The following is a 23,461-nucleotide window of genomic DNA, read 5'->3' as shown; positions in this document are numbered from 1 at the left end:
CATATGCGATACATATTATTCATCCTGTTTTCTGTTTTCTCCTGTACCCTGCAGGCACAGGTGTTCATTAATAAGGGTATGATCGAATACCAGGTGGTGCTGAATAACCACAAAGCCCTGGGGGAAGGTACCTGGGCAGAGATGATCAGGGATAAGATCCCCAAACTCTCCACCAATTATTACAAGCTCACGTTTGATGCAGACAAAAGCATTTATCTGTTCGACCGGAAGGATGAAAAGACAAAAACTCCCTGGGGCAATGATGGTGCGGAAGATAATATCTGGTACAATGACTATGCACAGGAGAACTTCGTCCAGCAAAAGTCGGTATTCGGCGATACGTATATCCTAACCGACAGCCTTATTCACATCAACTGGAAGATGACCAATGAGTCAAGGGAGATCGCCGGGTTCAATTGCCGCAAGGCGGTGGGCAAATTATTCGACAGTGTATATGTGTTTGCCTTTTATACCGATGAGATCACCGTAAGCGGCGGGCCGATGAGCCTGCATGGGTTACCGGGCATGATCATGGGCATTACCATACCCCGCATGTTCTGCAGCTGGGTGGCCACCAAACTGGAAGTGAACGGTGTGAACTACAGCAAAATAGCCGCCCCCACAAAGGGCAAAAAGAAAAAAGCGAAAGAACTGCAGCAAACCGTAGTGAGCGCCACAAAGGATTGGGGCAACTGGGGGCAGCAGGCCGTATGGAATATATTCTTGTAGGGTCGTGTGCTCAGATCACAAATCCATCCGGCAGGATGGCGCCTTTTTTGACCACCACGATCCCGTCCTTCACCGTGAATAAAGCATGGTCACTGTCGGGCAAATGAGCGCCGCCTGTTATGCTTACATCATTACCGATGCGGCAATCCTTATCCACGATGGCATTCTTTATTTTACAACGTTCCCCGATCCCCAGCTTAGGGATCCCTTTCTCCAGTGAGTAAGCCATTTCGGGTATCGTCTCATAATAATCACTGCCCATTATATACGTACTGTCTATTTCTGTTTCCTTCCCGATCCGGGTACGGATGCCGATCACGCTGTTTGATATCCGGGAGGCACGGATGATGCAGCCCTCCGCCAGGATACTGCTTTCGATCAATGTACCGGCCACTTTCATGGGCGGCAGCATACGGGCACGGCTGTAAATGGCCTTGGTGTTGTCGAATAAATTGAATGGAGGTATCTCCATCGTTAATGCCAGGTTTGCCTCATAGAATGAATAGATATTCCCGATATCTGTCCAGTAACCGTCGTACTGGTAACTCAGCACTTTGTATTTATCAATGGAGGACGGGATGATCTCTTTACCAAAATCGGTTGCATCTTTTTTGTCTACCAGCAACTGGTCGAACAGCAATTTCCGGTTGAAGATGTAGATGCCCATGGAGGCAAGGTAGTTGCGGCCGAGCACCTGCATTTCCGGCCCGGTATCACTGGTCCAGTCGGGCAGTAGTTCCCTGGCAGGTTTTTCAATGAACGACGTAATATAATTATCCGCATTGGCTTTTAAAATCCCGAATTCAGATGCTTCCCTTTCCGGAACCGGGATGGTGGCAATGCTGATGTCGGCGCCTTTGCTGATATGGGCTTCCAGCATATCACCAAAATCCATCTGGTACAGCTGGTCGCCACTGAGTATGAGCAGGTATTCAAATTCATTGTTACCGATGTGCTTTAATGACTGGCGTACCGCATCAGCGGTTCCCTGGAACCAACCGAGGCTGTCGGGCGTTTGTTCCGCTGCCAGGATATCCACAAAGCCGCTGCTGAAGGCACTGAACTGGTAGGTGTTCTTTATGTGCTTGTTGAGTGAAGCAGAATTATATTGGGTCAATACAAACATGCGGTTGATGTTCGAATTGATGCAGTTTGAAATGGGAATGTCAACCAACCGGTATTTACCGGCAATGGGTACGGCCGGTTTGCTTCTTGTGGATGTCAACGGGTATAAACGACTGCCTGCGCCGCCGCCAAGGATAACGGCAACTACTGATTTGCTGATCATATATTGGTTTAGATTTGACGTATGGAATTATATAGGTTGATGTATTTTTCACAACTGGTCTCCCAGCTGTTGTCGATCTTCATGATGTATTCCCGGATCTCCTCCATCTTTTCCTTATCCTCGTAAAGTTCCACCGCCCGGTGAATGGAATAGGTGATATCCCAGACGGTGGCTGCATTAAAACAAATCCCATAGCCATTTGGTTCACCAAAATCAATGACGGTGTCCTTTAACCCGCCCGTGCGGCGAACAATGGGAATGGTGCCGTAGCGCAAAGCATACATCTGGTTGAGGCCGCAGGGCTCCACCCGGCTCGGCATGAGTAAAAAGTCGGCGCCGGCATACATCTGGTGCGATAACTTTTCATTATAGCCGATCTGTGAATTGTAATAACCCACATACCCGTTGTTCAAAGCGCTTAACTGCGATTCCACGGCAGGGTCACCGCTTCCTAAAATTAAAAAATTCATTTTAGTTCCGATATGGCTGAAGGCATCATTTATTGCCTGGGGTAAAAGATCGGCTGCTTTCTCTCCCACCATCCTGCCAATATATACAAACAATGGCTTTTTAATGTCAAGCTTAAAATCCTTGCACAGCTTCTTCTTGTTAAGCTGCTTGCCCGCCCCGGAATCCTCCATGGAATAATTATCGAGGATGTATGTATCCGTTTCCGGGTTCCACACATGGGTATCGATCCCGTTCAATATGCCGGTACATTTTGCATGTTCTGTCACAAACAACTGTTCCAGCCCGTTTGCATGCCGGGTAAGTTCCTCCATATAGCTTGGGCTTACCGTGGTCACCCGGTCGGCACACTTTACCCCGCAGGCCAATGGGTTTATGGTATTGTTCCAGTCCAGCAGTCCCCACTGCCAGGTATCCCAGGAAGGGATATAATCGCTTTTGTCCCACCCCATCCATCCCTGGTACTGGGCATTGTGAATGGTAAGAACAGTGGGCACGGCAGAAAGCTGTTTGTATGCAAAACAATGCCGCATCATGAATGGCACCAGCGCCGTATGATGATCATGTACATGCACCACACCGGGACGGTGTTCCCAATGGCTTATCCAGTCAACCACCGCGATCTGGAAGGCAGTGAACCGTTCTGTATCGTCGTCATAGGTATACACATTCTCCCGGTCGAGCAGCCCGTATATATCCACACAATAAAGGTCGAAACTGAGTTTGTTTGATTTTTCTTTTATGATGGTATAATCCAGGTACCGGCTGCCCATCATGAAGCTGCCCTTGTGTTCTACGTTCCATTCATTATCGTAGAGGAATTTTGTGCGGTGCATGGGCACCACTACTTTGGCGATATGCCCGGATTGCTGCTGGTACTTCGGCAGGGTTCCCACCACATCAGCAAGGCCTCCGACCTTGGCGTAGGGGTAACTTTCTGCACTGACGTGAACGATCTCCATGCTGCTGATTTATACAGGTCAATTTAGCAATCATTTTGTTTCAAACCAATTAAATTAAATTTTTCATGCTGCCCAATTTATTTTACTTTCAGCCATAAAATTTTTAACGACATGCAAACAGAACAACAAGATCTGATCACCCCCAAAAACGGCCCGGCGCTGAAAGAAACCAACTATGGTGCACTAAGCACCCTGGTCACCGTTTTTTTCTTTTGGGGATTCATTGCAGCTGGCAACAGCGTGTTTATTCCATTCTGCAAACATTACTTCCATTTAGACCAGTTTCAAAGCCAGTTGATTGACTTTGCATTTTACACCGCCTATTACATCGGCGCCCTGATGCTTTTTGCATACGGTGCATTCGGAGGTAAAGACCTGGTGGGTAAATGGGGGTATAAAAAAAGCATTGTGTATGGATTGCTTTTCTCTGCACTGGGTGCAGCCGCCATGATCATCGCAGTAAATGCCAACACGTTTGCAGGCATGTTGGTTGGACTGTTCATAGTGGCACTTGGATTTTCTTTACAGCAAACCGCCGCCCAGCCCTTTGCGATCTCACTGGGCGATCCTTCCACCGGTACCAGCCGGGTGAATCTCGGGGGAGGCATCAATTCATTCGGAACAACGATCGGGCCCATTGTGGTGGCCATTGCGCTCTTTGGATCAACGGCTGCCATTACTGATGAGAAGATTGCCAGTCTCAGTTTAAGCAAAGTGATCATCCTGTACACCTGTGTAGGCGCCTTGTTCATCGGCGCTGCGGCATTGTTCTATTTCTCCAAAAAAGTTCCCGCAGGAATTTCGCTCGAAAGAGTGGAAAGCGGCACCAAGGCCCTGTACACCTTACTTATCATGACCGGGCTTTTAATAATCATGTTCGTACCCGTATTCAGCAGTTACAAAACAGATCTCAGCAATGCAACCGATGCCGAGAAACATGCATTGGAAGCTTACCGGCTGAACTGGCTGCTGGGTGCCCTGGCCGTGGTAGTGATCGGCCTGCTGGCTGCCAATATGAGTGCTAAGAAAAATGCCGTGGGATGGGGCGCCATGAAATACCCGCAACTGGTGCTGGGCATGCTGGCCATTTTTGTGTACGTAGGTGTGGAAGTCTCCATAGGAAGTAATTTAAGTGAACTGCTCAAGCAACCTGAATTCGGTGGATTTCAGTCCTCGGAAGCAGCGCCCTATATTTCCATGTATTGGGGAAGTTTAATGATCGGGCGCTGGGCAGGGGCTGTTAGTGCATTTAAATTATCAAACAATGCAAAGATCCTGCTGCAGATCATTGTACCGTTAATTGCCTTCGGGGTCATCATCGGAGTGAATACACTGGCAAAGTATGATATGCAAAAATTGTATTTCTATGTAGTCTGTGTATTGATCCAGATAGCTGCTTTTTACTTCAGCAAAGACAAACCAGCCAGAACCTTAATGATCTTTGGGGTATTGGGTGTTGCAGCCATGATCATAGGTACCTTAACAACCGGCACGATCTCTGTCTATGCCTTTTTAAGCGGCGGGTTATTCTGTTCCATCATGTGGCCCTGTATTTTTACGTTGTCCATTGCAGGATTGGGAAAATACACTACGGAAGGATCTGCCTTCCTCATCATGATGATATTGGGAGGTGGTATCATTCCGCCTATCCAGGGGAAGATCGCTGACGTAATAGGTATTCATCAGTCATACTGGGTAGCCGTTGTTTGTTTTGCGTACCTGGCTTTCTTTGCCTTTGCAGTAAAAGGCATCCTGAAGCGCCAGGGCATTGACTACGATGCACAGGTTGAAGGAGGCGGACATTAATCCCGGTATGCAAAACATACCCGGTATCTTATTCATCACTAATTGCAGTTAATATGGCAACCAGGAAAGATTATGCGATAGGCATCGACATAGGCGGCACCACCACCAAGTTTGGTATCGTAAATAATAAAGGCGAAATACTGGAACAGGACCGCATCGCCAGCAATGAACACGAGGTAGTGGAGGATTTTATAGAGGACCTGTACAACAAATTAATGCCCATGATCGATAAGTCGGGCGGCATTAAGAATTTTGCAGGCATTGGCATCGGCGCCCCCAATGGGAATATTTATACAGGTACCATCGAATACGCTCCCAACCTGAAATGGAAGGGTATCATACCCCTGGCAGAACTGGTTCATAAAAAATTCGGGCTGCAGGCGAGGCTCACCAACGACGCCAACGCTGCTGCCGTGGGCGAAATGATGTATGGCGCCTGCAGGAATATGCGGCACTTCATCACCATCACCCTGGGAACCGGTGTGGGAAGCGGGATCGTTATAGACGGGAAGATCGTGGTGGGGCATGATGGCTTTGCCGGTGAACTGGGCCATACCATCATCCGGCCGGGCGGCAGGTTACACAAGAGTACGGGCATGCGGGGCAGCCTGGAATCCTATGCATCGGCCACCGGTGTAAGGGAAACAGCCATCGAAATGCTTACCAAGCACCCCGAAGAGCCAAGCCTGCTGCGCAACTACAGCATCAACGACCTTACCAGTGAATCGGTATATGAATGTGCCATGCAGGGTGATAATATTGCCAACAGCATTTTTGAATTCACCGGGCAGATTCTGGGAGAATCGCTGGCCAATTTCATCATGTTCTCCTCCCCTGCGGCCATTGTATTGTTTGGCGGACTGACCAAGGCGGGCAACCTGCTGCTGAACCCGACCCGTAAGCACATGGAGATGAACCTGCTGCCCATTTTCCAGAATAAGGTGAAGCTGCTGTTTAGTGAATTAAAGGAAGCAGATGCCGCGATATTGGGGGCCAGTGCCCTGGTTTGGGAGATGAATGATTGATAAGATCCCTTAAAATAAAACAGCCCTCAAATGAGGGCTGTTTCTAATCAGTTCACATAGAATTATCTGACTCTTAAAACGGGTCTTAACTTGTAATCGCCGTTTCCCTCCTGTTTAACAGACAGGGCAGCATCAAAATCAATAATGATCGTTTCAAGGGTTTCCTGGAGTCTCTTATTTACTTTGATCTTTAGTCCCGATTCGGCGCCACTGGGTATGGTCAGCGCATGAACAACCCCGAGTGTATCAACGATGGTATTATTGGGTCCCAGTATGAACCGGATCTCTTTTACCACTTCGGTGGGGAATGCCCCGGTAGCCAGCAACGTGTCTACCCCGTTCTGATAATCCAGCAGGTTGTAGATGCCGGGATAGGTATTCAATGTTACCCATCCACCGGTGCTGAGTGTATCGTCGGAAAATTTCACCCGCACCTCCCGGATGTCAACATTCACTTCATCAAAATGCGTGGGCGCATCTGTCAACCGTATATTAAGGGTTGAAGTACCTGAATTATTACTACTCTCCTTTTGGCAGGAGATCACAGCAAATACTACGGCTGCCAATGCCAGTGACAAGCCTAAAGTCAGCTTTTTCATAAAATTTAATTGAATTTATTTACCAAAGAATGAACCCGGAAAATTGCCAGGTGTGATCAGCTATTATGTATGATAGCTACCACCACAGCAACCAGGGATATGGATAATAAAAGATCAGTTTTTTCATAAAATGTTTGTTTGTTAATTAATTGTAACGAAAAATCGTGCCAGTATTCAGGCATTATGCGGAAAAGCAGTATTGGTGGAAAATTAAGGGTTTCGTTAACCCGGCACTCAGTTCTTTGAGATGATGAAGACAGCAGGAACCGGTCGCTGGCCTCCCTTATCACTGGGTTCAATGGTCTCTTTGCCATTAATGAGCATGCAGCTGCTGCCGCCGCCATCGAGGTTCAGGGCTTCCACGCAGCCAAGGTCTATCAGCAGTTTGGCTTCCTGTTCAAGGGTAGCACCTTCGGCAAGGCCGGGAAAACGGCCCTGGATGACCAGGATGATGAGATGGCCGTTATTTGTATACCCAATGCAGGTACGGGGATGTTTATCGTTGATTGCCTTACCGGCAAATTTCAATTCCTCTTCATTGCTGATCTTCACCTGCCCGTTCTGCACGATCACGGGGCCACCGCCAATGGCAGTTCTCATCTTCCACTTTTTATAGCTCAAATAGGAATAGTTATGGAGAAGGTATTGGAACGAAGGTCTTGAAACGGAGTCCTTGACCGGTTTCATACCTGGTACCTGGCTGGCATAAGCAAATTTCCTGGAAGAATCAGTCAATGTCCATGCAATATCCGCATTCCGTTTCCGGTCAATTCCAAAAGCACTTGCCAATGGGTGCCTGTATTGAAAGGTATCCTTTCCCCGCATGGGAAGAGAATGGTTGTTATACCCAACCAGTTTTCCTTCCTTGATCACTGTATTCAGGTTCTGGTTCTTATCAAAATTGAAGAATGTACAATTCACCACCAGGAGCGGCTGGCCGTTCTTCTCATAAAATTTAGCGGGGGTCAACCTTCTGCCAAGCGTGGTATCTACAGTAAAATTGAGGTTTCTGTCCTTCAGTTTTGCCTTTACATAATACGCAATGAATGGGTTCCCGTCCAGCGGATCGGTTGTTTTAAAAACCTGTACCGAAGACGGCAAGGGGGCATACAAAGAATCAACATTTACCCATTTGACCTGGGCAAAAGATACTGGCTGATTTAATAATAAAAAGAACAGGTATATAACAACCCGGTAATAAATACCCGGCCATTTACATGTGAATACTGATAACCGGTCCCTCCATCTTTTCCGCATCTCTTTGCATTTTATCATGATCATATGTATATACATTGATTGGCCATTGCAGCAAATCTAACCGGTAGTTGCTACTTTACCATTTCACGGAGGTCTTTAATGTACTGCTGGTTATTGTCCATGGTAATGATGCCCCGCCTTGGTCTGTCGAGATCAATGATCACATAAATAACAACAGTGGTAAGAAAGATAAACCCAGCCACAGCCAGTTGGTTGAGCCGCTTGCCGGGTTCCAGGCAGTAGCCGATAAAAAAGCTGCAGCAAAGCGAAATTATAAATAACAATATAAGCACCGATTCAGGAACCGTTGCCACGGATGCAGCTTCTCTCTCAGTGGCAATATCGATCATGGCATTCAATGCAGGCATCATCTGGTTGCTGGCAGCAAGATTTGCAGGATCCTTCGACAGACCGGCAGCTCTCTTCCAGAGTAAAGCCGCATACCTGCCTGCCTGTTCTTTCGCAACAGTGATCTTTGCCTTATCCCTTTTTACCTCATAATAATTTATCCTGGCTTCCACATAGGCGGTAAAATCTTTCCTGAAAGCAAGCCGTTCACTGTCGCCATACATATCTGCCCGCAGTATGGCTGTGCCAATATTGTTTGCTTCCGTAATGATGATCTTTCTTCTTGCATCAAAACGTGAATCCGCTTCACCAAAAGTAAATGCCAGCATCAGGGCAAGCAGGCCGAATAACGATGCTTCAACAGGCCCCAGCCCTTCGGCTCTGGTAATGGCCTTATGCCGGAGTAACAGGCCGAAATAAACCATACCCACCATCAAAACAAAAAGAATACTGCAGAGTATCCAGGCATCCGTATTGTACAAAAGTGAATATTTCATAAGCAGATTTAAAAAAAAAGCCGGAGTAAATCCGGCTTCAAATATAAGGTGTAGCTAGTTGATTTTTTCCTCCTGCCATTTACTACGGCCATAGCCGGGTATCACGTGCTTTTCACTATGGTACGAAGAACGCACCAGCGGCCCGCTTTCCACATAATCAAACCCAAGTTCGTATCCTATCTCCCTGAATTCAGCAAATTCATCGGGATGAACAAAACGGGCAACCGGTAAATGTTTCTGGTTGGCTGAAGATACTGGCCGATGGTCACTACATCCACCTGGTTTTCCTTCAGGTCTTTCAGCGTCCGGATCACTTCTTCTTTTGTTTCACCCAATCCGAGCATGATACCGCTCTTGGTCCGCATACCACCTTCTTTAAGTGTACGCAGCGTTTCCATGCTCCGCCAATACTTAGCCTGGATACGTACCTGGCGTGTCAGTCTTTCTGTGGTCTCAATATTATGGCTCACCACTTCCGGTGCTGCTTCAATGATGCGTTGAATATTCTCCCGCTCGGCTTTAAAATCAGGAATGAGTGTTTCCAGCGTTGTTTCCGGGTTTAATGCCTTTACTGCTTTAATGGTATTGTACCAGATGATGGAACCACCATCCTGCAGTTCATCCCGGTCGACCGACGTAATGACCGCATGTTTAACCTTCATCAGGTTGATGGCTTCCGCCACCCGTTGCGGTTCATCCCAATCCACTTCCAGGGGCCGGCCGGTAGCTACATTGCAAAAGCCACAACTACGGGTACAGATATTGCCCAGTATCATGAAAGTTGCGGTGCCTTCGCCCCAGCATTCGCCCATATTGGGGCAATTGCCGCTTTCACAAATGGTGTGCAGTTTATGGGTATCCACTAAATTCCTTACGTGGCGGTATTCTTCGCCAATAGGCAACTTGACCCTTAGCCAGTTTGGCTTCTTTGGTTTTTGTTCAACGATTCCGTCAATCACGGGCAACTCTGTCATGAAAGTAAATTCTGGGTAATATCTTATTTTCTCCTTCCGAACTCAAAGGCAACATAAGCGGTAAAGAAAAATTGTTTTTGTTTGTTATAGAGCATCTGCGGGACCTTCTTTGAATAAAATTCAGCTACCACACCTGTTTCAATAGCCGAAACAAGATCGTTGTAACGGCCGTAATCAAAACGAAGCGCCGGTTTTACATAGAGCCCGGGTGTTAACTTCAAATGATTCCAGCCCCTGCCCAAATTCGGCCCGCCATAGTAGGGGCCATTGATGAACAGTAAACTATCAGGAGAATCATACCGCACATAGGTATGTTCTCCTGCCTTGTCCACTTCCACTTCATAGGCCCGCAGCACACCAAGGGTAATACCTCCTCCCACATTTGCAGTAATGCTTACGCCGTTCTTATTGCTTTTATTACCGAGCAGGAACTGTTTCTGTACGCCCAGTTTTACCGGGTAAAAATAATTGATCTTACCATAAATAAGCGGGGCAGTGGATGCCAGCGGGTTACTTTGTTTTTCTTCTTTCTGGTGTTTGCGTTCGCTTATCTCAATCTGGTACAAGGTAGACCTGCGTATGGACCTGGAATAACCTTTCTCAAAGAATATCCCGTAGCCATCCGATATCAGTTTCACCCCAAACAAAAAGTGTTTTTTGTAGGCGATCACACCTTCTTCTTCCAGCCGGATCATGGCATTTATCTTTTCCCGTTTTTCTTCCTTCCGGCTCTTCTTGCGTGGTGACTTATTGGTCTCCTGTGCAAAAATGGCTGCCGAAAGACCTATGAAGGCAATAAAGATCACTAATCGTTTCATGTAAACTTTTTACAGTCGTAAATTTATGCAAAAATACAGTGCCGTCAGTAAAGATGATACATTTGGAGTAAGAACCGCTGCATTTTGGCCCATAAACTTCCTAAAAAATAAATTTTTAACAAATGACTGCTTCGATCGTTTACAAAGGCCATTTGCGCTGTGAATGCACCCACCTGCAAAGCGGCACGGTCATCGAGACCGATGCCCCTACTGATAACCGGGGCAAGGGCGAGCGCTTCAGCCCTACCGATACGGTTTGTGTTGCCCTGGCCACCTGCATCATCACCACCATGGGCATTAAGGCAAATGACATGAATATTGACCTCGTGAATACTTCCATTTCGGTCACCAAACACATGCTGAATGACCCCAGGCGCATTGGCAGGATCGACGTTATATTGAATTTCCCTGCAACGCTGAACCTGGATGAAAAAGACAGGATCGTGCTGCAACGGACCGGCGACAACTGCCCGGTGATGAAAAGCCTGCACCCCGACCTGCAGACAAATGTGGAGTACCACTGGGGATGATCCATTACGGGAACATTGCAGATGGCCGGGCCAGTGATAAGATCAGCTTCTTAGCAGTTTATTCCCTATAGCACAGTCGAGGCAGCGTTTTTTATTGCAATACGCATTCTTAAGCTGGATGAAAGCCTGCGAATCGAAAGCCGTTCTATTCGGCAGTTGCAGGGATGAGAAGCCACGGGTGATCTCGTTCTTCTCTGCAGCGATCTCTTCCAGCCACCTGAGCGCTTTGTCCTTATACCCATTTTCATTTTGATGATGACCGTAAGCAAACAGGATCGGGATCACGGTATTGACCAGGATATTACCGGTCATCTGTGCCCCCAGTTTTTTCTTTTTAAATGCGGAGATCTCGTCAAACACATAGTGATAGTGCCAGTAATCATTGGCGGTTACCTGCAGCAATTCCATTATTTCTTTCAGCCCCGCGCTTTCTTTTATCCGGGAGAACAGGTGCAGCCGCTCATGTACCAATATGGCCAATTGTGCCAGCCTTACCGTGGGAAAATTGGAAGGACGCATACGGAGAAAAAGCAGGTTTGGTCCCGGGCCTGTCAGTCTATATTTCTTTTTCAGGAACCGGTATTCCCGTTGCAGCAGTTTGGGATACTCTTCGGTGAATGCTGCATCCAGCAACCCGGCCTGGCCAAACAAGAGGGCCTCTACCTCCTGGACCTGGTTCTTGTGTTTTGCCAGGATGCTTACCGGAATTGATCGTGCGATGATCTCAAATGCTTCACTGTTTAGCCTGGAACCAAAATTCCTTGCCATCAACCACCAGAGGGTTTCCTCCCAATGGAAATTATTTTTTTGCAGAAAGCCTGAAATAAACCCTGTTTTCAACTGCAGCCTTTCCACCAGCAGCCGCTCCTTCCACGATGTCCAGGTTATGGCACTGGCGGAATGAATATTTCTTTCGCAGGGGATAAAGGAGTCTGCCCGCATCAGTTCATCGTACCTGTGCAGTAATATTTTGGGCACTTTATCCTGCAGCACCAGGGTTGAGAACGGGAGGTGCAGGTCAACATCATGCTGCCAGACCACGTGCAGGATCACATTCTTATAATTCTTATCACTGCTGTGCTTATGGTTCTTCCAGTCGGAACTATTGATATGCAATTCAATGCTGCCGGCCCATACCGTTCCTTCTATGTTGATCTTTGCATCAGTAAAATCAGGCCCCTGGTTGGTATTATACATTCCCGGGTGTATCACCTGCAACAACTCCGCTTCGGAGGTAAATAGTTCTTTGGCATTGAAGTATTGAAACTGCCAGATGTATTGCAGCAACCGTTCGGTCATGGGAACGTTTTAAACGATTAAGGGTTTAAATCGTTTAAAGTTATGCGGCCAAAAGGGATCTCCTATGTGCAAATAAACCTGTTCTTCTGTTTTTTTCACCCTTAAACCCTGCAACGATTTAAACGTTAAAACCCTGCAACGATTTAAACATTGAAACCCTGCAACGATTTAAACGTTCAAACCCTGCAACGCTTTAACAACCCTGCTCACCGGCAATCCCATCACGTTATAAAAATCGCCGGTAACAGACCGGATGCCTACCACACCGATCCATTCCTGGATGGCATAGGCCCCTGCTTTATCGTAGGGCCTGTACTGGTCAACGTAGAATTCAATTTGTGCCGGGGTGAGGTCATGAAATTCCACTTTCGTGGTCTCGGCAAAAGCAATTTCTTTTTCTTCCGTAAGCAGAACAACGCCCGTTATCACCTGGTGCATCTTACCGGACAGGCGGGATAAAATAGAGATGGCATCATTCCTGTCTTTGGGTTTACCAATGATCCCGTTCTGCAACACAACAATGGTATCTGCTGCAAGAACAGGCTTGCCTGCAGCTGTCATATCCCATACGGCAAGGGCTTTATTGCGGGCGATGTGTATGGCAATTTCTTCGATCGGCAAATGCTCCGGGTAGGATTCATCGGTTTCTTTCACCAGCACTTCAAAAGGCACTTCGGCCCATTCCAGTAATTGTTTGCGGCGGGGAGATTGGGAAGCTAAGATGATCTTTTGCATGTGGCAGCAGAAAGTTTATGAATATATCCTGAAAATGAACATGGAAAGGATGCCGGCCATCATCACATATTTGATGGCAGCACTTAACCGGTGGTAATCGGCTGGGGTTTGTGCGGCACGAAGCTTAAAGATCACCCATATCAGCGGAATGATGAGCAGCAGGAAAGAATACAAAGCACTCCACCACCAGCCGAACTGCATCACGTACACCTGCACCACACAGATTATGCTGATAAGGACCACCAGCCATACTGCCACAAACAGTTTACTGGCCGGAATACCCCACACGATGGGCATGGTCCTGCAGCCATAGCGGGCATCCCCTTCCATATCTTCCAGGTCCTTCACCACTTCCCGGATAAGGGAGATGATGAATGCAAAGCCGGCATACAGGATGGATATGCGTATGAATCGGTGAACATATATATCGTAGTAGGCAGGATCGCAGCCGGCACAGTAAAAGGTACGGTAATAGCAAAGGAACACGACAATGATCACCCAGGCTGTCAATGCTGAGATCAGGATATTGCCGATAAGCAGTTTCTTTTTCAACGAAATGGAATAACCGAACAGCAGCATCACGCAGGCGAAGTTTGATATACCAAGCCAGAATGTTCTTGTGGTCAGGTCAATGTACACACTGATGATGATACCGGCCAGTGAAATTAGGATGTGCTGAACAATGGCCCATCGCCGCTTGATCGCCTTGTCAATTACGGTCCGCTCGGGTTTATTCACCTGGTCAATGTTCAGGTCAAAATAATCGTTGATGATATAACCGGCTGCCGCAATGAACACAGATGCTGTAATAAGAAGCAGGAAATGCGTGCTGCTGAATTGGGTGTAAATGCCTTTGCTGAATAAGGGTTGAACCAGGGAGAAGTAGAACAATACCTGCGTGATGGCTATGAAGGCCAGGTTTTGCCAGCGAACCAGTCTTAAAAAGGCAGCTATTAATTTCATGAACCGTTTATGCAGCGAAAATAAGCATTGAAACCCTAAATGCTGAATCTACTTAGACGAGACCGTGGTATCAAGGTCCCAATGGTCATTCAGCTTCAGCACTTTTTCGATCACATCCCTGGCACAGCCCTTTCCTCCTTCCAGTGGTGAGATATAATGGCATATTTGTTTTATCTCGGGCGCCGAATCAGCAGGACAGCAGGGTAAGCCGGTAAGCTGCATGGAACTATGATCAGGTATGTCATCACCCATGAACAATACCTCAGTCCAGTTGAGCTCATTTTGGGTGACGTATTCAATGAGTTTATCCTTTTTGTTCTCCACTTTTAAGAAGCAATCCTTCACTCCCAGCCTGTACAATCGTTCTGCAACGGCTTCCGAGGTTCCGCCGGAAATTATCACAACCCGGTATCCTTTCTTTATTGCCAGTTGAAGTGCATACCCGTCTTTTATGTTCATCTGCCTCGCCATCTGCCCGTCGGCCAGTATCAGCAGGCTGCCGTCGGTGAGCACACCATCCACATCAAAAACAAATGTTTTTATGGTCTTGAATTTTTCGAGGATGTTCATACCCTGTCCCCTAAAGGGGAACTTAAATTTGAAGTGAATAATTTAATTCAGGCAAAAATAGAATTATAAGAGTGTGCCGCAAATAATAAAACGAGAATTACCCCCCTTTAGGGGTTGGGGGTTGGTTATCCCTCCATTCATACACCCAGGTGCTTTGTATCATCTCCAGGTGGCCTTCGTTGCTTTGTTCGGCCTTACCGGCAAAGTTGGGTATTTCCATCACCCATTTATGCAGGTCGGTGAAACGGATACGGTATATCTGGCTTTCGCCAAACGCATCCCCGAAGCGTTCATACAGCTTCATGGCAATGTCTTCATAATCGTTCCAGTGAATGGGGGGTTCAAAAGTCATGGTATGTTAATTGGTTAATCGGTTAAATAGTTAATTGGTTAATCCGTTAAATGGTTAATTAGTTAGTCGGTTAACTTATTGATCCGTTTAAACCAATTACCGGATCAACGGATTACCGGATTAACGGATTAACGGATCCACATTCCCTATTCGCCCAGGAATTGAGTCTGGTCAGGCAAAGTAACAGAAACTTCTCCAACCCCATCCAGCAACACACACTGGCATCCCAGTCTTGAATTCAGCCTGGGATTGACGGCCCGGTCAATAAAATCTTCTTCCTTATCACTCAGTTCTTCCAGGAAAGCTTCGCCCTGGTCAACATACAGGTGGCAGGTACTGCAGGCACAAACGCCGCCGCAGTTATGATGAAGTTCGATGTCATTCTTCAAAGCTACTTCCAGTATGGACTGGTCGGGTTCAATACCGGTCAGGGTAACCGGCTCAAGACCCTTCTGTTCAAACTTAAACGTTATACTGTACATAATCCGCAAATTTCGGGGTGCAAACCTACTTTAATATTACTAATTAAGGAAAATATAGATTTAGTTTGATGAAAGAAGGGTTATGGAACCACATAGGATCATAGGAAACATAGAAAATACATATAGCTCTGTAGTTGACCTATGTGTGCTATGTACTCCCAATAGCCATCGGGATGGTTCAAATTACGATACCGCTGTTTTCTGTTTGCAAAGTAAAAAGGTTTTACTATTTTACTTTCCGGTATAAATCACCATTCAATCACTGATGAAAACAAGTCGCATCCTTTTATTCGTACCCCTGGCAGCCCTTGTCGTGCTGTTTTCCTGTAAAAACAAAGGAAAAAAAGAACCAGCGGCCCCGCCGAAGGACACGTTGATCGTACCGGTAAAAAAGACCGAAAAGGTTGATGTCCCGGAAGGTAAATTCCAGCGCCCTCCCATCATTAATATAGTAGATACCCTTGGCCCGAAAAGGATCATCATTTATGCCCGCGACAGTGCAAGGACCTATGAACGTATAGGTATGAAACTGGCCAAACTCTACGGAACAAAACTGGCCGAGACAATTAAAAAGAATAATCTCAAGCTGGCAGGCGCCCCGCTTGCCTGGTATAAAACAACCAGGGCCCCGTTCTTTTTTGAAGCCGGGCTGCAGGTGAACAAACGGCCGGGTAAATTATCTCCCGGTGTTCAGGTAAGGGAATTGCCTGCAGGGAAAGTAGTACTGGCCCATTTTTACGGCCCCTACGACCAGTTGAAGCAAGGCTATGATGCGATCAAAGAATATATGAAGGACAATAAAAAAGTCTCTGCCGGCGCTCCTTTTGAGATCTATGTGACCGACCCCATTGATAAGAACGGCAAGCCGGTCGATCCCCATAAGGTACAAACCGATATTGTATTCCCGATCAAATAGGCAAAGTCTAAAAAAAAAATGAACCACATAGGAACATAGGACACATGGAAAAAACATAAAAACGGCATTCAACAATATTCAACAACATTCAACAAGATTGAACCACATAGGAACATAGAAAACATAGAAGTACTTTTGAAAACTTTGAGTCCTATGATTTCCCGGTCATTAACATAAAAAGGGCAGATCCCTCGTACCTCTGGATGACAGGAATTGGAATCCTTTTGAGATCACGCCTATGATCCCTTCATGATACTGTCGGTAAGCTTCAGGTAAATATATTTGAGCCGGGGATAATTTGCCAGCAGGCGGAGGTGTTTATCCAGGGTAAATACGTCGTTGCGGATGGCCGGGCCCGTCTGCACTTTTGCCGGGGAATGATCCTGCACACGAACCGCTGTTTCTTTTATAAGCGGGGCAAGCAGTTTGAAATCAATTTTTTCCTTTTCGCAGAATTCTTCGGCCAGTGTATACAGGTGATTGGTAAAATTGCTTACGATCACAGCAGCTACGTGCAGCTTAAGGCGTTCTTCATCTGATGCCCTGGCAACTTTACCGGAAATGGTTCGGGCAAAATCCCCGATCAGCGTAATGGTCTCTTCGGAATTGCCATCAATGAGTAAGGGAATATCCTCTGTATAGTCCATTTCCTTGCGCAGGCTTTGCAAGGGATAAAGGACACCGTAATTCACCGAAATATCCTTCAATATATCCATGGGCACCGAACCGGCCGTATGCAGGATGAGTTTATTTCCGAGATGAAAAGACTTGTTCAGTTCGTACAAAGCGCCGTCACTTACCGCCAGGATATACACATCGGCGCTTTTATCCACGTCATCATTGCTTCCGGAGTAAGCACAATGCAGTTCTTCCGCCAGTACTTTTGCATGGTCAATATTCCGGTTCAGCACCTGAACAACCTGGTGATTGTTTTTGTTGATAAGGCGGCCCATCACAGAAGCCACATTGCCCGAACCGATGATTACAACCCGCATGACATATCTTTGATTTTTATGAAACTCTCACAAAGATTAACCATTGGTTATATACAAACCAAATTTAAGTTGCTGACCCTGTTGTCCAAAAAAAAGGCAGCAGCAGCAGCTTTCCGGTTATTCAGCACTCCTTATTTAAAGACAAAAAAGCAAATACATCCGCTACATGCAGAATCCATCCGTTTTACACTGAATGGTTTACAGGTCACGGGCTTCCGCTGGAACCATCCCCGGCCGGAAAAAGCATTGATCCTTCATGGCTTTGGCTCGGCTGCCCATAAATTTGAACACTATGCCATACCGCTGGCCGAAAAAGGATATGAAGTACTTGCTTTTGATGCCCCCGCCCATGGCAGCAGCGAGGGGGAAACGACCAATGCAGTTGAATACAGCGAAATGATAAAGAAAGTGATGGCTGATTTCGGCCCCATAAAAAGTTTCCTGGCACATTCATTTGGCGGGATCGCATTAAGCCTGGCGCTGGAAAATATGCCGCACAATGAGAACACGAGGGTGGTACTGATCGCCCCGGCCACCGAAACCACCACCGCCGTTGACATCGCCTTTGATATGCTGAAAATAAAAAATGCAGCCGTACGGAAGGAATTTGATGCCATCGTTTTACGGCTGAGCGGAAAAGAGACCACCTGGTTCTCCATGCGCAGGGCCATGCACCATATCAAAGCACAGGTGCTGTGGATACATGACGAGGACGACGGGGTAACGCCCTGGGCCGATGCACAAAAAGTGAAAGAAGACAACCATCCGAACATTCATTTCGTTATTACAAAAGGCCTTGGCCACCGCAAGATTTATCACGATCCTGCAATAAAAAATAAGGTAATTGAGTTCATGTGAGGATGATAAAATACTGTTACGGTTTACACGATTTATTTTGATTTTTCAATTTTAAAGTAATATTGCACCGGAACATGCTGCCGGTTGAATGCAGTTTGGAACACCAGATACTATTGTAAATACTGTTGATGCAATGATGCTGAAACACCGTACCACAGCGTATTGCAGCGTAGATATAAAACCTGATTATGGCTAAAAACCTGTTAATTGTGGAGTCGCCGGCAAAAGCCAGGACCATCGAGGGCATACTGGGGAAAGACTTTGAAGTGAAGAGCTGCTTCGGGCATATCCGTGACCTGGAAAAGAACGATATGGGCATCGATATCAAGAATAATTTCCAGCCTACTTATATAGTATCTCCCGAAAAACAAAAAGTGGTGAACGAATTAAAGAGCCTTGCCAAAAAAAGCAAGGAGGTCTGGCTGGCATCGGATGAGGACCGGGAAGGAGAAAGCATCAGCTGGCACCTGGCGGAAGTACTGGGCCTGGATCCGAAAACGACCAAGCGGATCGTCTTTCACGAGATCACCAAACCGGCCATTCAAAGCGCTGTGGAAAATCCTCGTACCATTGACATGAACCTCGTGGATGCACAACAGGCACGGAGGGTGGTGGACCGCATCGTGGGTTTTGAACTGAGCCCGGTGCTGTGGCGTAAGATCGGTATGACCGGTGGACTAAGCGCCGGAAGGGTTCAGAGCGTGGCGGTTAAATTGATCGTAGAGAAAGAAAGGGAGATCAACCAGTTCGTTCCCGTAAGCAGTTTCAGGGTGGAAGCTTTTTTAGCAGCCACCGACCTGAATAAAAGAACGGTTTCCTTTAAAGCCGAAGGGAACAAATTTGACCAGGAAGACGATGCTGCAAAATTCCTGCAGAGCTGTATCGGCGCTCAATATACCGTAAAAGACATCCAGGTACGCCCGGGAAAACGTACGCCGGCAGCGCCTTTCACAACATCCACCTTACAGCAGGAAGCCAGCCGGAAACTGGGTTATGGCGTTAGCAAGACCATGCTGCTTGCACAAAAACTCTATGAAAGCGGTAAGATCACGTATATGCGTACCGACAGTGTGAACCTGGGAGCAACAGCCATGGATGCCATCACTGCAGAGATCAGGCGGAGTTATGGAGAACACTATTTACAGGTACGCAGGTACAAGAACAAGAACGAGAGCGCCCAGGAGGCCCACGAAGCCATCCGTCCTACCTACATGGAGAACAAATCGGTGGGCGACCCCGACCTGAACCGCCTGTATGAACTGATATGGAAACGCACCATCGCATCGCAGATGAGTGATGCCGAACTGGAGAAGACAACAGCTAAAATAAATATCAGCACCAACAACGAGGACCTGACCGCCACCGGTGAAGTATTGAAATTCGATGGCTTTTTAAAAGTATACTTCGAAGGAACAGATGATGATGAGAATGAAGGAAGCGACGAAAGCCGTCTACCCGATCTGAGGGTTGGACAGGTACTGGATTTTCAAAGCATGACCGCTACGGAACGTTTCAGCAAGCACGCTGCAAGGTATACAGAAGCCTCGCTGGTAAAGAAACTGGAAGAACTGGGTATTGGCAGGCCGAGTACCTACGCTCCTACTATCTCCACCATTATTAAACGTAATTATGTAGAGAAAAAAGACAAGGAACCTGTTAAAAGGGATTTCCGTATTTTAAAACTGCAGCACGACAGTGTAACGAAGATCACCGAACAGGAAAATACCGGCGCTGAGAAATCAAAGCTCTTCCCTACCGATCTTGGTTTGGTGGTAACCGATTTTTTGAACCAGCATTTTGATAAAGTGATGGATTATTCCTTCACCGCCGAAATTGAAAAAGAGTTTGACGAGATAGCCGACGGCAAGATGAAATGGAACAAGATGGTGGGTGATTTTTACACGCCCTTTCATGAAGGGGTGGAACACACGCTGGAGAATGCCGAGCGGGCGGTGGGCGAACGTGCACTGGGCAACGATGCTGCAACGGGCAAACCCGTCATTGCCCGCATGGGACGCTATGGCCCGATGGTGCAGATCGGCGTGCTGGATGATGAGGAGAAACCAAGGTTTGCCAAACTGAGGCCAACACAGAGTATTGAGACCATCAGCCTGGAAGAAGCCATGGAGCTTTTTAAACTGGGGGCTCCCCTGGGTGAATATGAAGAGCAGGAAGTGTCGGTGAATATCGGCCGTTTCGGACCCTATGTAAAATGGGGCGACCAGTTCATTTCCATTCCCCGGGGTGAAGAGCCCAATGATGTTGACCTGGAAAGAGCCATTCAGATCATTGAAGCAAAGAAGATAGAAGACGCCCCCATTGGTTTTTATGATGAGAAGCCGATCACCAAGGGCAAGGGCCGTTTTGGTCCCTTCATCAAGTGGAACAATATGTTCATCAATGTGCCCCGTGCATATAATTTTGATCTCCTCACGCAGAAGGATTGCGATGAACTGATCGCAAAGAAAATGGAGAAAGAAGCCAACCGCTATATCAAACAGTGGCCCGAAGAAAAGATATCCATTGAAAATGCACGCTGGGGCGCCATCATCAAATTCGGCAAGAATACCTACAAGCCCGGCCTCAACAGCAATGGAGCAAAATATACTCCCGATGATTTAGCTGCCCTGGAGCTGGAAGATGTAAAGAAGATCATCCTGGCGCAGGACCCCAAGGCATTTGACAAGATGGGAAAGAAAGCGCCGGCAAAGAAAAAAGCGGCCGTGGCTGCCAATGCTGCGCCCAAAAGATCTGCGGCGAAGAAGAAGTAGCCCCGGTATTTTATTGAGCAATTATTTTCACAGCCCTCCCACCCCGGTCGGTGTCCCCTCCCACCCCGGTCGGTGTCCCCACCGACCGGAACACTCATTCAGCAAGTCATTCCTTTCCTGGTTGCTGTCCTCTCCAACCATGGGAAGAAGAACTAGCACCAGGCATTTCATTAATCAATTATTTTTTTTACATTGTACTTATAGCAATGAGTCTTGTGCTGTTTTGTATTTGGGATGAATATAAGATGGAACAGGGAATTGTTGCAATACAAATGTTTGCAGAAACTCTAAAAATACACTGTACCAATTGAAGTTAATAACCTGGAATTGCAAAATGGCATTTAGGAAAAAAATGTATTTTATCCTAAAAAACAAGCCTGACATTTTAATAATACCAGAATGCGAACATCCAGATAAATTAAATTTTCCTAAAGATCTTCCAAAACCGGCAAGCACTTTATGGCATGGTAGAAATCAAAATAAGGGGCTTGGCGTTTTTTCATATGGAAAGTATAAACTTAAACTTCTTAAAAATCACAATTCAGAAATCAAAACAATATTACCTATAAAAGTTTCTGGAGGAAATTTTGACTTTATACTTTTTGCCATATGGGCTTACAATCCATTAGACAGAAATTATAATTACACAGGCCAAGTTTGGAAAGCTTTAATTTTTTATGAAAAAATTCTTAAGAAACAAAGCGTAATTCTCATTGGCGACTTTAATAGTAATGTTTTGTGGGACAAATTAAATCGAAAAAGCAATCATTCTATGGTTGTTGAAAAACTTAAATCTTTTGATATACACAGCACCTACCATCATCATTTAGAGGAATTGCAAGGAAAAGAAACTCAACCAACTTTCTTCATGTACCATCACAAAAACAAACCCTATCATATTGATTATTGTTTTGCCTCTTCCAATTTCATAAAAAAATTAATTAATGTAGAAGTTGGTGTTTATGAAGAATGGAAAAAATATAGTGATCATAAGCCGTTATCAATAACTTTCAACAGTGAGTTTATCTAATGATCTTCAGTCAACAAATGCATTTATGCAAGCCGGGCAGGTGGAAGTAAACCAAACTCGTCCCGGTCTCTGACCGGGATGCAATGGTCCAGAGTTTTCAACTCAACCAACTTGCGTTGGAACAATAACCTTCACTGGTAAGTGTTCCGCTTACCTCCCACCCCACAGCCCTGCTTTATTTTAGTTACTTTAGCTGCCAAAACATTTGAAATGGAGCAAACCATTTTTCCTTTTGACCGAACGATACCTGGCATATATGAACAGTACCTGGGGCCATATATTTTTGAGCCCTACGCTGTGTATGTCAGCAGCCGGATAAAAGGCTCCCCGCAACAAGTGCTGGAAATAGCATCCGGCACGGGACGGGTTACCCGGCATATTGCCGAACGCATCGGTAAATCGGCAACGCTTACAGCTACTGATCTGAATCCCGGTATGCTTAATATTGCCCGGCAGCAGGTAGATGCATCCAATGTGGAATTCCGGGAGGCCGATGCAGAGGAACTGCCTTTTCCGGATAACAGTTTTGATTGTGTGATCTGCCAGTTCGGGTATATGTTCCTGCCCGAAAGACAAAAAGGTTTCAATGAAGCATGGCGTGTTTTAAGACCCGGCGGCCAGTTCTTATTTGTTACCTGGGATAAACCCGAAAACAATATCACTTACCATATCAGCCACCAGACAGTTCTGCAATTTTTAAAAACTCCACCACCCTCTTTTTATGGAAAGCCTTATACTATGTACGACCCCGTTGAGCTGCAGAAACATCTGGCAGATGCAGGATTTACAAAAGCAACCATTGAAAAGATCAGTTTGCAAGGAGAAAGTCCTTCGGCCATGGACGTCGCCACCGGTTTCGTGGAAGGCAATGCCATCGTACATGAAATTCTGAAAGAAGGCCCTGAACTATTAGAGACCATCAAGCAGGCAGTTGCTGCAAAGATCAATGAGGAGGTGAGTAAAGACCCGGTTCGTTCTGAACTGAACGCCTGGGTGGGGGAAGCATTTAAATGAAGAATGATCTCGCACTCGTCCAGGTCTCTGACCGGGATGCAATGGCCCAGAGTTTTTAACTCCCTGGTTGCTTTCACACCGACAGGAACCACGTAAAATGAAACAAGTGTTTCGAGACAGTAACCAAGGCGAATCACGAGGACAAAAAAAGTTCTTTGTGTACTTTGCGCTGCAT

The 23,461-nt window shown here is 46.4% G+C and carries 22 protein-coding genes and 1 pseudogene; 9 read left to right on the top strand and 14 right to left on the bottom strand.

The genetic code is table 11. The annotated features are described in order from the left end of the window. Positions 1 to 3 precede the first annotated feature (3 nt). Positions 4 to 729 (top strand): GLPGLI family protein, encoded by a 726-nt coding sequence (locus IPJ02_01250; GenBank protein ID MBK7374230.1) that lies wholly within the window; start codon positions 4 to 6, stop codon positions 727 to 729. Between the two features lie 10 nt (positions 730 to 739). Here IPJ02_01250 and IPJ02_01245 read toward each other — a convergent pair whose 3' ends face one another. Next, positions 740 to 2,017 carry a glucose-1-phosphate adenylyltransferase gene (locus IPJ02_01245; GenBank protein ID MBK7374229.1) on the bottom strand — a complete coding sequence of 426 codons (1,278 nt, stop codon included), beginning with the start codon at positions 2,015 to 2,017 and terminating at the stop codon, positions 740 to 742. 8 nt (positions 2,018 to 2,025) lie between these two features. Then, positions 2,026 to 3,447: a glycogen/starch synthase gene (locus IPJ02_01240; GenBank protein MBK7374228.1), complete on the bottom strand. Its 1,422-nt coding sequence runs from the start codon at positions 3,445 to 3,447 to the stop codon at positions 2,026 to 2,028. A gap of 111 nt (positions 3,448 to 3,558) precedes the next feature. Between IPJ02_01240 and IPJ02_01235 the strand changes: the two genes are divergently transcribed. Both IPJ02_01235 and IPJ02_01230 read left to right on the top strand, forming a co-directional pair. Continuing rightward, a complete protein-coding gene (locus IPJ02_01235) occupies positions 3,559 to 5,253 on the top strand; it encodes an MFS transporter (protein MBK7374227.1) in 1,695 nt (564 codons plus the stop codon). A 53-nt stretch (positions 5,254 to 5,306) separates the two neighbouring features. Continuing rightward, a complete protein-coding gene (locus tag IPJ02_01230; protein MBK7374226.1) occupies positions 5,307 to 6,278 on the top strand; it encodes an ROK family protein in 972 nt (323 codons plus the stop codon). Between the two features lie 62 nt (positions 6,279 to 6,340). On the opposite strand, the gene IPJ02_01225 is transcribed toward IPJ02_01230, so the two are convergent. The 5 genes and pseudogenes from IPJ02_01225 to IPJ02_01205 all read right to left on the bottom strand — a co-directional run bounded on the left by IPJ02_01225 (position 6,341) and on the right by IPJ02_01205 (position 10,771). Then, positions 6,341 to 6,877: a DUF4382 domain-containing protein gene (locus IPJ02_01225; protein MBK7374225.1), complete on the bottom strand. Its 537-nt coding sequence runs from the start codon at positions 6,875 to 6,877 to the stop codon at positions 6,341 to 6,343. 234 nt (positions 6,878 to 7,111) lie between these two features. Continuing rightward, on the bottom strand, positions 7,112 to 8,152 hold the full coding sequence (locus tag IPJ02_01220; protein ID MBK7374224.1) for a phosphodiester glycosidase family protein: 1,041 nt from the start codon (positions 8,150 to 8,152) through the stop codon (positions 7,112 to 7,114). A gap of 53 nt (positions 8,153 to 8,205) precedes the next feature. Further along, positions 8,206 to 8,979, bottom strand: a complete 774-nt coding sequence (locus IPJ02_01215) for a hypothetical protein (protein MBK7374223.1) — start codon at positions 8,977 to 8,979, stop codon at positions 8,206 to 8,208. Positions 8,980 to 9,033: 54 nt separating this feature from the next. Further along, positions 9,034 to 9,953 (bottom strand): annotated as a pseudogene (gene lipA / locus IPJ02_01210) (lipoyl synthase). Positions 9,954 to 9,976: 23 nt separating this feature from the next. After that, positions 9,977 to 10,771, bottom strand: coding sequence for a hypothetical protein (locus IPJ02_01205; protein MBK7374222.1), 795 nt, complete (start codon positions 10,769 to 10,771; stop codon positions 9,977 to 9,979). A gap of 122 nt (positions 10,772 to 10,893) precedes the next feature. On the opposite strand from IPJ02_01205, the gene IPJ02_01200 reads away from it, so the two are divergent. After that, a complete protein-coding gene (locus IPJ02_01200) occupies positions 10,894 to 11,301 on the top strand; it encodes an OsmC family protein (protein ID MBK7374221.1) in 408 nt (135 codons plus the stop codon). Positions 11,302 to 11,343: 42 nt separating this feature from the next. Here IPJ02_01200 and IPJ02_01195 read toward each other — a convergent pair whose 3' ends face one another. From IPJ02_01195 to IPJ02_01170, 6 genes are all read right to left on the bottom strand, one after another. Beyond that, on the bottom strand, positions 11,344 to 12,600 hold the full coding sequence (locus IPJ02_01195; protein MBK7374220.1) for a DUF2851 family protein: 1,257 nt from the start codon (positions 12,598 to 12,600) through the stop codon (positions 11,344 to 11,346). A 168-nt stretch (positions 12,601 to 12,768) separates the two neighbouring features. Then, positions 12,769 to 13,335 carry a septum formation protein Maf gene (maf, locus tag IPJ02_01190; protein MBK7374219.1) on the bottom strand — a complete coding sequence of 189 codons (567 nt, stop codon included), beginning with the start codon at positions 13,333 to 13,335 and terminating at the stop codon, positions 12,769 to 12,771. Between the two features lie 15 nt (positions 13,336 to 13,350). Then, positions 13,351 to 14,298, bottom strand: coding sequence for a geranylgeranylglycerol-phosphate geranylgeranyltransferase (locus tag IPJ02_01185; GenBank protein MBK7374218.1), 948 nt, complete (start codon positions 14,296 to 14,298; stop codon positions 13,351 to 13,353). Positions 14,299 to 14,346: 48 nt separating this feature from the next. Then, positions 14,347 to 14,868, bottom strand: a complete 522-nt coding sequence (locus IPJ02_01180; GenBank protein MBK7374217.1) for a 3-deoxy-D-manno-octulosonate 8-phosphate phosphatase — start codon at positions 14,866 to 14,868, stop codon at positions 14,347 to 14,349. 97 nt (positions 14,869 to 14,965) lie between these two features. Further along, a complete protein-coding gene (gene iscX, locus IPJ02_01175) occupies positions 14,966 to 15,220 on the bottom strand; it encodes a Fe-S cluster assembly protein IscX (protein MBK7374216.1) in 255 nt (84 codons plus the stop codon). A gap of 146 nt (positions 15,221 to 15,366) precedes the next feature. Further along, positions 15,367 to 15,702 carry a 2Fe-2S iron-sulfur cluster binding domain-containing protein gene (locus IPJ02_01170; GenBank protein MBK7374215.1) on the bottom strand — a complete coding sequence of 112 codons (336 nt, stop codon included), beginning with the start codon at positions 15,700 to 15,702 and terminating at the stop codon, positions 15,367 to 15,369. 265 nt (positions 15,703 to 15,967) lie between these two features. Here IPJ02_01170 and IPJ02_01165 point away from each other — a divergent pair, with 265 nt between their 5' ends. Then, a complete protein-coding gene (locus IPJ02_01165) occupies positions 15,968 to 16,618 on the top strand; it encodes a GyrI-like domain-containing protein (GenBank protein MBK7374214.1) in 651 nt (216 codons plus the stop codon). Between the two features lie 236 nt (positions 16,619 to 16,854). Here IPJ02_01165 and IPJ02_01160 read toward each other — a convergent pair whose 3' ends face one another. Continuing rightward, entirely contained in the window at positions 16,855 to 17,613 is a 759-nt protein-coding gene (locus tag IPJ02_01160) for a DUF2520 domain-containing protein (protein MBK7374213.1), read from the bottom strand. A gap of 18 nt (positions 17,614 to 17,631) precedes the next feature. On the opposite strand from IPJ02_01160, the gene IPJ02_01155 reads away from it, so the two are divergent. The 4 genes from IPJ02_01155 (at position 17,632) to IPJ02_01140 (ending at position 23,286) form a co-directional block, all read left to right on the top strand. Continuing rightward, positions 17,632 to 18,471 carry an alpha/beta hydrolase gene (locus IPJ02_01155; GenBank protein MBK7374212.1) on the top strand — a complete coding sequence of 280 codons (840 nt, stop codon included), beginning with the start codon at positions 17,632 to 17,634 and terminating at the stop codon, positions 18,469 to 18,471. A gap of 188 nt (positions 18,472 to 18,659) precedes the next feature. Then, entirely contained in the window at positions 18,660 to 21,242 is a 2,583-nt protein-coding gene (gene topA, locus IPJ02_01150) for a type I DNA topoisomerase (protein ID MBK7374211.1), read from the top strand. Between the two features lie 307 nt (positions 21,243 to 21,549). Further along, the gene (locus IPJ02_01145) at positions 21,550 to 22,272 is read left to right on the top strand and encodes an endonuclease/exonuclease/phosphatase family protein (protein ID MBK7374210.1); all 723 of its coding nucleotides are present in this window, start codon (positions 21,550 to 21,552) and stop codon (positions 22,270 to 22,272) included. Between the two features lie 210 nt (positions 22,273 to 22,482). After that, on the top strand, positions 22,483 to 23,286 hold the full coding sequence (locus IPJ02_01140; protein ID MBK7374209.1) for a methyltransferase domain-containing protein: 804 nt from the start codon (positions 22,483 to 22,485) through the stop codon (positions 23,284 to 23,286). Positions 23,287 to 23,461: the final 175 nt, after the last annotated feature.

The organism is Chitinophagaceae bacterium (genome assembly GCA_016710165.1).
GTDB lineage: Bacteria > Bacteroidota > Bacteroidia > Chitinophagales > Chitinophagaceae > Ferruginibacter.
This window is presented reverse-complemented; position numbering and strand designations above follow the sequence as displayed.